The 4,857-nt window shown below is 59.0% G+C and carries 5 protein-coding genes; 2 read left to right on the top strand and 3 right to left on the bottom strand.

The genetic code is table 11. The annotated features are described in order from the left end of the window. Both ABY403_RS13330 and ABY403_RS13325 read right to left on the bottom strand, forming a co-directional pair. Positions 1 to 194, bottom strand: a 194-nt coding sequence (locus ABY403_RS13330; RefSeq protein WP_372841318.1) for a hypothetical protein, incomplete at its 3' end; no start/stop codon positions are given. Positions 195 to 714: 520 nt separating this feature from the next. Continuing rightward, positions 715 to 2,070 (bottom strand): hypothetical protein, encoded by a 1,356-nt coding sequence (locus ABY403_RS13325; RefSeq protein ID WP_372841317.1) that lies wholly within the window; start codon positions 2,068 to 2,070, stop codon positions 715 to 717. A gap of 263 nt (positions 2,071 to 2,333) precedes the next feature. Here ABY403_RS13325 and ABY403_RS13320 point away from each other — a divergent pair, with 263 nt between their 5' ends. Together ABY403_RS13320 and ABY403_RS13315 are read left to right on the top strand one after the other, a co-directional pair. Beyond that, positions 2,334 to 2,930, top strand: a complete 597-nt coding sequence (locus ABY403_RS13320; RefSeq protein ID WP_372841316.1) for a TetR/AcrR family transcriptional regulator — start codon at positions 2,334 to 2,336, stop codon at positions 2,928 to 2,930. 13 nt (positions 2,931 to 2,943) lie between these two features. Then, entirely contained in the window at positions 2,944 to 3,924 is a 981-nt protein-coding gene (locus tag ABY403_RS13315; RefSeq protein WP_372841315.1) for a zinc-binding dehydrogenase, read from the top strand. Between the two features lie 197 nt (positions 3,925 to 4,121). Here ABY403_RS13315 and ABY403_RS13310 read toward each other — a convergent pair whose 3' ends face one another. After that, positions 4,122 to 4,766: a LuxR C-terminal-related transcriptional regulator gene (locus ABY403_RS13310; protein ID WP_372841314.1), complete on the bottom strand. Its 645-nt coding sequence runs from the start codon at positions 4,764 to 4,766 to the stop codon at positions 4,122 to 4,124. Between the last annotated feature and the right edge of the window lie 91 nt (positions 4,767 to 4,857).

Genomic DNA, 4,857 nt, shown 5'->3' with positions numbered 1-4,857 from the left:
GATGGATAGGTCTGCAAATCGCCATGCCAAAGATAGTATTTGGCATCGTCGTATTGGTTCTGCTCTGCAAGGTTTTCAAAGACGAGGCCCGTATCGGGATTGATCTCTACCGAAGCAGTTTGGCGGTCGATCGCATACTGGTCATCGGCCGAGACCTGGAGGTTGATGGCGTTGATTGTGGCGGTGCTGGACATTTTGCTGGTTCCCCCCGGTTACATGAAGCTGAAAAGGGGAGCGCAGGACAAAACCAGCATAAGAAAAATGCAGGCATTGGCCATAAAAGTTACTTCAGGCAATAGTTTACAAGGCGTTTCGCGGGCAGCCGCGCAGCGCGAGATAAGCATGGCAGTCTTTCCATAGTGCCGATCAGGGCGACAGAAGTGCTACTGCGACTGACCGGTTTTTGTTCCCCAGGTCGACATTTTGGCCGAATAGTGGCGAAAGTAAGGCACGAAATCGGGTCTGATAACAGGTAATTTTTGAACCCTACCAAACCCGGAAACGGTCGTGCTAAATCGTGGTGGTTGTAGCCGAAACTCGCCCAATGCGGGCTTTTTTACGGCAACATTGCGCCACCCTCGGCCCTGATTCTGCCGCAATATTCGGCCCGCAAGCCTGCTTGCCCGTGCAACGGGCCAACCGATTCTGCGCCCCGAGCGGCAGATGCGGCACGATTTTCGCGCTTTTCCCGCGTGCTGGCGCAAAGGGGCTGCGTTAGTTTGGCCGATGTTCGAGTGTTATCTTCAACGTTCCCGCAAAAGCGCCTTGCGCGCCGCTAAGGGTCTCATCGATGGCGAGAGCGCTTTTATTGATCACGTCAAGGTTGAAAAGATAGCCGCCGTGAGCGCGGTTTTCACCCCAGACGGCAAGCCAGCCGTACATGCCGTTGGGAAGTGCCGCAGGGTCGCCGTTGCGGAAAGTATAGGTTTCGGCATCGGCGTAGAAACGATCAAGAAACAGGGTCGCCGTGCCCGCGCATGCATCGAAGTTTTCGATCTTGGCGGCAACCGGGAACGAGGCGGGCAACATGCCCAGATCGCCGTCCGGATCGGTGTAGGAGACGTAGTTTCCCGTGGCCTCTCCCACCAGCATCGCGCGGGCTTCACGCTCTGCACCGCCGATTTCGAAGGTGAGCGGAATCTCGGCGCGAAGGTGGTAAGTCTCGACATGACCATTTTCGCCGGTGAGAGTGAATTGATAGTCCAACGTTAGCTGAAAGCGCATGGCCGCTGCGATATGTTCATACACGGACCCCAGATCAGCTGAACCCGTTTCCACGCCGAGCAAATTGAGCACACGCACCAGACGCATAACCGTTGTCGCCATGGTGTAATCATGCGCTTTTCTCAGATCTCTGAGCATGTCCGGCACAAACGGGTCGAGCCACGCCCCGAGCGCGTTCAAAAGCCCCGCCACTTTTTCTGTGTCGCCGAGAAGATCCGACAATTGCGCGGCCTTACCCACAAAGCCGATCACTGCGGGAATCGCATCGCGGTTTTTCTGGTTGGTCCGCATGAGGGCACGCGCCTTGGCACCCAACCTGTCTGCAAGACGCGCTTCCAGATCATACGCGGCACCGTCGTCTAGCCCCAGTAGTTGCAGGCCGCGCCGCGCGGCAGTCAAATTGATCAGCAGCTCGGCTTCGGGTTCGCTTGCGGCGCGCACCCAGGCTGTGACCAACTCGCCGGTAAGCATTTGCGTTACTGCGTTATCCTCGCAACTTACCCCAAGGGCGGGTGGCGTAGGCACGTCGATCGGGGTTTTCAGCAGCGCGCGTATGGCCGCCTCGACCTTCGTCCTTTCTGCCAAAGCCCCCGCCGCGCGTTCAGAAGCGGGGCGGGTGTCTGCTGTGGGCGCCACATCCGGGGCGTTCTCGGTGATCGGAGCGTCGGTTCCGGTCGCATCAGAGGGCGCATCGTCCGGCAGCACTGGCCAAAGCGTATCGATCTCTTCCTGCGTCAGGGCGGTGGCTGTGTCTGCTGCAAACCCGGCAAGCCATCCCGTCAGGGCAAACACCAAAGCCAGCTGCAAGACCGACCCACGCGCCCGCGCCGCGACACGCTGTTTCAAGGCAACCCCCAAGTCGGCCCCTATCTGGCCTAGTCGAAGTCTAGGAGTTGCAAGGGACACAAGCAAGGTTAACCGCTTGTGTCGCATCTACCGCAGCGCGCGCGGGTGGCGTTGCCGCAGCGCCGGGTGGCATAAAAGGGTAGGGGAGGAGAGTCGAACTTGACCCAGCGGCGCTTCAGCGATGACTTCGATGTAATTTGGCCAATCGGAAAAACTTTCGTCCAGCACTAGACGACCGGTCTATTCATTCCTAAGTGGGCTGCATGACCCGCTCAGACAAAACCGAAACAACACGTCAGACCATCCTTTCCGTCGGCCGCAGGCTGGTGATGAGGGGGGGCTTTGGCGCGATGGGGCTATCAACGCTGCTAAAGGAATGTCGCGTCCCCAAGGGATCATTTTACCATTACTTCCCGTCGAAAGAGGCCTTTGGCCAAGCGATGTTGCAAGACTATGTGCAAGACTACCTCGCGCGCGTCGATGCGCTTTTGGCGCGCGAAGGGTGCGGTGCCGACAAGCTGCGTGCCTTTTGCGCGTCATGGCTCGACCAAGAGCGAGAGGCCGGATTGGTTAGCACCTGTCTTGTGGTCAAACTTGGTGCCGAGGTGGCTGATCTTTCAGAGGCCATGCGGCAGGTGCTGGACGAAGGCGCAAAGGCGCTGGTCGGAAAGCTTGCCATCATGCTGCAAGACGGCGCGGCAGACGGGTCGCTTCGTATTCAAGATGCACCAGAAAGTGCCGCGCAAGTGCTCTACGCGCAGTTTCTGGGCGCGGCGATACTTTCGAAACTCTCACACGATCAGGGCCCGCTCGAAACAGCCCTGAAAGACATCAAAGCGCGTCTGATCGTCAGCGCGTAACAAAGGAAAAAATATGCTAGCTGCCATACATGACCGGTTCGGAGAACCGTTCGACGTTCTACAAAGCCGCGATGTGGACATGCCGCATCCGGGCGCAGGCGAAGTCCGTATCCGCACGTCACTGTCGCCGATTCACAACCACGATCTTTGGACGATCCGTGGAAACTACGGCTACAAGCCGCCTCTTCCCGGGGCCATCGGTGGAACCGAAGCTGCGGGTGTCGTTGAGGCCGTTGGCGAAGGGGTTGATGCGGGGCTGGTTGGCCGCCGCGCGGCCATTGCCGGTGTGCATGGCACTTGGGCCGAATATTTCATCGCGCCCGCGAACGGGCTTTTGCCCTTGCCAGACCAGATATCGGACGAGCTTGGTGCGCAACTGATCGCGATGCCATTTTCGGCAATTTCTTTGCTGGAAGTGCTGAAGGCAAAAAAAGGTGACTGGATCGTCCAAACCGCGGCGAACGGTGCTGTCGGGCGGATCATGGTGGTGCTTGCCAAAGCCCGCGGAATCCACCTTCTCAGCCTTGTGCGCCGCGCCGAAGCAGCGGAAGAGTTGCGCAAAGCAGGTGTCGAGAATGTGCTGACGACATCGGATGCAGGCTGGAAGGATGCGGCGCGCGCGCTGTTCGGCGACGGGGCTGTGATGTCGGCGATCGATTCAGTCGGCGGCGAACTTTCTGCGGATTTGGTCGATCTTTTGTCGCGCGACGGGGAATTGGTGGTGTTTGGCACCGCAACTGGCGCCCCGATGCCGCTCTTGTCTGGCCCCCTGATCATGAAGCACATAACGGTCAAGGGTTTCTGGGGTTCGCGCGTAAGTGCGGACATGGACCCTGCTTTGCGCAAACAGCTGATTTCCGAACTTGTGAAACTGGCGCTGCAAGGCGATCTGAAGCTAGAGACAGGCGGCATCTACGGCCTAAATCAGGTTGGTGAAGCGATGAAGGCCGCCCTGACACCCGGCCGCGCTGGCAAGGTGATGTTCAAGCCATAAAATCACCTCCGGCTCTTTTACTGAAAGGGGCCGGAGGCCCAACTCTCGTTCACGGCAATCTCTGCAACTTTGGGGTGTTCTTGCTACAGGGCGCGTGGGGTAGGGCGAAAAAGCCCTGCCAAGCGCCTGCCGCACTACTATTGGCCAGATGGGTTTAAGGGCGCGGTCCCGCCGATCGGTTGAGCGCACCCCAGCCGCTAGTCATCGCGCCCCATGCGCAGACCAAGGCGGGTGGCGTGCCACGAGGCCTCGGCGCGCGATCCGATGCCCAGCTTGCGATAGATCACCTTGATGTAGCTGGCCACCGTCGACTCTGCGATCCCCATTTCATTCGCGACCTCAGAGTTGCGCAATCCGCGCGCGATCAGGCCAAGCACTTCGGTTTCGCGCTCGGTCAATTGCGCGTCGATATCCGCTGTCGGGCCAGTGAGGCGGAAATGCGCCATGATGCGGCGCGCGACAGAGGGCGCAATCGCGGGCATTCCGATCGATAACTGCGCAAGCTGGCGGGCGATTACCGCGGGCGTGGTTTCCTTGAGAAGATAGCCGTCCGCGCCTGCTGAAAGTGCTGCAACGATGCTGGCATCATCCCCCATTACGGTGGTGACGACCTTGATGGCATCGGGGCTTTCGCGCGTGATCATTCGCAGAACATCCAGCCCGGACCCATCCGGCAAGCCCAAATCTATCAACGCCAGATCAAAGGTCTGCCCTTGAAAGGTTGCGGCCGCGCGCACCGTTTCAGCCACAGAAACCTCGGCCTCCGGGTAGGTTTCGAGCACGATCTCTGTTAGCCAGCGCCGCGTTTCGGCGATATCCTCAACGATCAGAACCCGCTTCATTCCGCAGCCCTTCGGTCTTGCAAGTGCTCGTCCAAATCTGCGCCTGCTGCTTCAAGTTCCCTGTCCAAATGCAGTTTGGTGCTGATGCGTG

The sequence above is a fragment of the Phaeovulum sp. genome (assembly GCF_041596715.1).
GTDB lineage: Bacteria > Pseudomonadota > Alphaproteobacteria > Rhodobacterales > Rhodobacteraceae > UBA6213.
This window is presented reverse-complemented; position numbering and strand designations above follow the sequence as displayed.

Excerpts from the sequence above, each read along its gene's own strand:
- ABY403_RS13320 (WP_372841316.1), top strand. The coding sequence starts at position 2,334 with ATGACCCGCTCAGACAAAACCGAAACAACACGTCAGACCATCCTTTCC.
- ABY403_RS13315 (WP_372841315.1), top strand. The coding sequence starts at position 2,944 with ATGCTAGCTGCCATACATGACCGGTTCGGAGAACCGTTCGACGTTCTA.
- ABY403_RS13310 (WP_372841314.1), bottom strand. The coding sequence starts at position 4,766 with ATGAAGCGGGTTCTGATCGTTGAGGATATCGCCGAAACGCGGCGCTGG.